Origin of the sequence: Endozoicomonas sp. YOMI1 (assembly GCF_024606345.1) — a bacterium.
GTDB lineage: Bacteria > Pseudomonadota > Gammaproteobacteria > Pseudomonadales > Endozoicomonadaceae > Endozoicomonas.
On the sequence record NZ_JAHHPM010000124.1, the window covers coordinates 1 to 3,655 of the forward strand.

Genomic DNA, 3,655 nt, shown 5'->3' on the forward strand with positions numbered 1-3,655 from the left:
ATCTATTTCCTGATTAACCTGTTTTAAAAGAGGTTCAGAAAACACAGAGGAAATGCTTCTGAATGTATCGCCAAATTTTATGTCTGTGGCCTGTGTAAGTTTTTTTTCACCAGAAAATCCAACAGGATTTGGATTTGCCGAGTCGGGGGCCAGAACATTCGGCACCGTTGAGGGGGAAGAAAAGTTAGCAGACAACATCGTTATCACTCCCTTGATTTGTTAATATTCAATAACAGGACTAATTAAACACCATACAAATTTTTTAGAGTTTCCAAAGCACAATAAGTTCAGTAAAAAATAAATAAACTGATAATTTCAACCATCCCCAATGATGAACCCCGGGATAATTGCCGTGCTCACATCAGATCACCGGGTAATCCCGCAGAAATTTGCTGTATCGCCGATACCTGCCTTTTACTTTGTTGGAAACTGACCCGGTGTTGTTACCCTGTAATATCTGAAGTCCTGTAACTTCATAAGACCTAAGGGTATTTTTTGCAAACATGGCAGACAGATACGCTGACGTTCCGGTCAGGAATACAATTTGTGACCCTTCGAAAACCCTTGAAACACCGTTTGATTCAAGTCATCAATGCATACCTGAAGCGTAATTTATGTGCTATTGTCCCTGACGTTTTTTCGCTATTCCCCAGGCAATTTCTTCAAGGCAAGTATTTATAAACAATGCTTACCTCTGAGAAACTCAGCCATAAGTGAATATCAAGAGGGCTCCCCATGAACGTTTTAAAAATGACCGACCTGGATCTGGCAGGCAAACGCGTGCTGATCCGCGAAGACCTCAATGTTCCGGTAAAAGGCGACAAGGTCACCAGTGACGCCCGTATTCTGGCGTCTCTGCCAACCATCAGGCAGGCTCTGGCAGCCGGTGCTCACGTAATGGTGACCTCTCACCTGGGTCGCCCTGCTGAAGGTAAGTATGAAGAGCAGTTCTCCCTGAAGCCGGTTGCCGATTATATTGGCAACCTGCTGGGCAAAGAAGTTCGTCTGGTTAAAGACTGGGTTGATGGTGGTTTTGACGTGGCAGCCGGAGAGCTGGTTATTCTGGAAAACTGCCGTTTCAACGTCGGCGAAAAAAAAGACGACGAAGTTCTGTCCCGCAAAATGGCCGCCCTGTGTGATATCTATGTGATGGATGCCTTTGGCACCGCACACCGTGCCCAGGCTTCCACTCATGGTGTTGGCAAGTTTGCCGCTGTTGCCTGTGCCGGTCCACTGCTGGCGGCGGAGCTGGAAGCACTGGGCAAGGCTATGGATAAACCAGAGCGTCCGATGACGGCTATCGTTGGTGGTTCCAAGGTTTCCACCAAGCTGACCGTTCTTGAGTCGCTGTCTGGCGTTTGTGACCAGCTGATCGTTGGTGGCGGTATCGCCAACACCTTCCTGGCGGCTGCCGGCAGAAATGTTGGCAAGTCTCTCTATGAGGCAGACCTGATCCCTCAGGCCAAAGCCCTGATGGAAAAGTGTGATATCCCGATGCCAGTGGATGTGGTCTGCGGTAAGAAATTCGATGAGAACGAGACAGCCATCATCAAGTCGGTTGACGAAGTTGAAGATGACGACATGATCTTCGACGTTGGCCCTGAAACCCAAAAGCTGTTTGCTGACGTTCTCACGGCGGCAAAAACCATCCTGTGGAATGGTCCGGTGGGGGTTTTCGAGTTTGATCAGTTCGGTGAAGGTACCCGTTCACTGTCCATGGCCATTGCCCACTCGGGCGCATTCTCAATTGCTGGCGGTGGCGATACCCTGGCTGCTATCGACAAGTACGGAATCAAAGACAAAGTGTCGTATATTTCCACCGGTGGCGGCGCATTCCTTGAGTTTGTCGAAGGCAAGGTTCTGCCTGCAGTAGCCATGCTCGAAGCTGCAGCCAAGGGCTGATCAATCGATTAACAAGACCGGAAGAAAATGCCTGATGATGAAGTTCACACATTGCAGAGCACCGCTTCACGGCACTCTACCTGCCCGTTGGTTATTTTCAGTAAACGTCGTCAAAAGGATTTGTTATGTCATTTGAAAAAGCGGCTTTGAAACAGGGATGGTATCTGCTGAAAGCCAAAAGCCGGGAAGAGATTCGTGCCCGGGATAATCTTGAGAACCAGGGTTTTGAGGCCTATTGTCCGCTAATTCAGGAAAAAAGTACTTGCACTCCCCTGTTTCCAGGCTATCTGTTCATCAGGTTAAGCAAAAAAGACCTTCCCTCTTTTCACAAAATCCGTTCAACCCGGGGAATCGCTCAAGTTGTCCGGTTCAACAGGACCAGTTACAAGCTTTATAATGAAGGGCGACTTCCCAAAGAGGATCTGGGGAAGCTACTGCCCAGCCCGATACCTGACGGCGATCAACTGATCGACCAGATTGAGGCATTTGTCTGGAAACACAATGGCCGCATTCCGGATGAGAAGCCAGACTCTGTAAGCTTCACAGAAGGAGAGTCGGTACTGTATAACAACCCTCTTTTCCGACACCTTGAAAGTACCTTTGTCAAAGGTGTTAAGATGGACCGTGGTATTATTCTTATCCAATTCATTGAAAGTCAGCGAACTGACGAAGGCATTGAAGAAAAGATTGTTGCCAGAAAAGAGGTAGAAGTTCCCTTGAAGGACCTCCAAAAAGTACCTGAAGAAAGTTAATGGACAAACTTAAGCTTATTTCTGATATGCGCCCGCTCTCCTATGGCCTGACTCCATATCCTCACGAACAGGCATACTTTGAGTATTACCGCATTGACCTGGAAAACCGCATCGCTGATATCCGGCATTACCTGGGGTATATAAACAGCACTGAATACCGCATTGCCTGCCACTTATACACCAGACCTGAAGCCAAAGGCTCTGTATTTCTCCTCCATGGCTACTATGACCATGTCGGCCTGTTTGAGCATATTATCCGCTTCTTCCTGGAAGAAGGTTATAACGTTCTGGCCTACGATCTGCCTGGTCACGGGCTTTCCAGTGGACAACCAGCCACCATCAAAGACTTTGAACACTACCGCCTGGTTTTGGAAGATGTGATGCGTTACTGCGAGTCAATACTACCCACGCCCTGGCTTGCCTATGGCCAAAGTACAGGGTGCGCCATTATCACAGAGCTGCTCAATCACTTCACCAGAAAAGACATACCTATGCCTTTTGAACAAGTGATTTTTTCTGCACCACTGGTTCGGCCCCGGTTGTGGAAACTCAGCCGACTCCAGCTCTATCTGGTCAGGCCATTTATCCGCCAGATGCCCAGAAAATTCAAAGATAACTGCCGGGATGAACGCTTCCTGGACAAAGCTCACAATGATCCACTGGCGCCCACTGTGTTACCCACACAGTGGGTCTCTGCTTTAGACCACTGGATTCGAAAAATAGAGTCATCTAAAGAGCAAATCCCGTTAAGCCCGCTGATCCTGCAGGGCACAGATGACGCAACAGTGGACGGCCCCTATAACATTCAGGCTTTAGGACAGCTATATCGCTCGCCCAAAGTCCTCTGGCTGGAAGATGCCCGACATCACCTGCCGAATGAACTCACAGAAACCCGGGCTCATTATATGCAATGGTTGTCAAAACAGATGAATGCCTCGGAGGCTGACCGAGAATAGACTGCCCTACTGCGGTGGCAGCAAATTGGTCTAAAAATCCGCTTT

At 48.4% G+C, this 3,655-nt stretch carries 4 protein-coding genes; 3 read left to right on the forward strand and 1 reads right to left on the reverse strand.

Translation table 11 applies throughout. The annotated features are described in order from the left end of the window. Positions 1 to 198: hypothetical protein (locus KDK15_RS04625; protein WP_257294194.1), on the reverse strand; the 198-nt coding region annotated here is incomplete at its 3' end. 537 nt (positions 199 to 735) lie between these two features. Between KDK15_RS04625 and KDK15_RS04630 the strand changes: the two genes are divergently transcribed. The 3 genes from KDK15_RS04630 to KDK15_RS04640 all read left to right on the forward strand — a co-directional run bounded on the left by KDK15_RS04630 (position 736) and on the right by KDK15_RS04640 (position 3,610). Beyond that, the gene (locus KDK15_RS04630; RefSeq protein ID WP_257294195.1) at positions 736 to 1,902 is read left to right on the forward strand and encodes a phosphoglycerate kinase; all 1,167 of its coding nucleotides are present in this window, start codon (positions 736 to 738) and stop codon (positions 1,900 to 1,902) included. Positions 1,903 to 2,027: 125 nt separating this feature from the next. Next, positions 2,028 to 2,654 carry a transcription termination/antitermination NusG family protein gene (locus KDK15_RS04635; RefSeq protein WP_257294196.1) on the forward strand — a complete coding sequence of 209 codons (627 nt, stop codon included), beginning with the start codon at positions 2,028 to 2,030 and terminating at the stop codon, positions 2,652 to 2,654. Beyond that, positions 2,654 to 3,610 (forward strand): alpha/beta hydrolase, encoded by a 957-nt coding sequence (locus tag KDK15_RS04640; protein WP_257294197.1) that lies wholly within the window; start codon positions 2,654 to 2,656, stop codon positions 3,608 to 3,610. Before KDK15_RS04635 ends, KDK15_RS04640 begins: the two co-directional genes overlap by 1 nt. Positions 3,611 to 3,655: the final 45 nt, after the last annotated feature.

Bases quoted from the DNA above. Each gene is read 5' to 3' on its own strand.
- KDK15_RS04635 (WP_257294196.1), top strand. From the start codon at position 2,028: ATGTCATTTGAAAAAGCGGCTTTGAAACAGGGATGGTATCTGCTGAAA.
- KDK15_RS04630 (WP_257294195.1), top strand. From the start codon at position 736: ATGAACGTTTTAAAAATGACCGACCTGGATCTGGCAGGCAAACGCGTG.
- KDK15_RS04640 (WP_257294197.1), top strand. From the start codon at position 2,654: ATGGACAAACTTAAGCTTATTTCTGATATGCGCCCGCTCTCCTATGGC.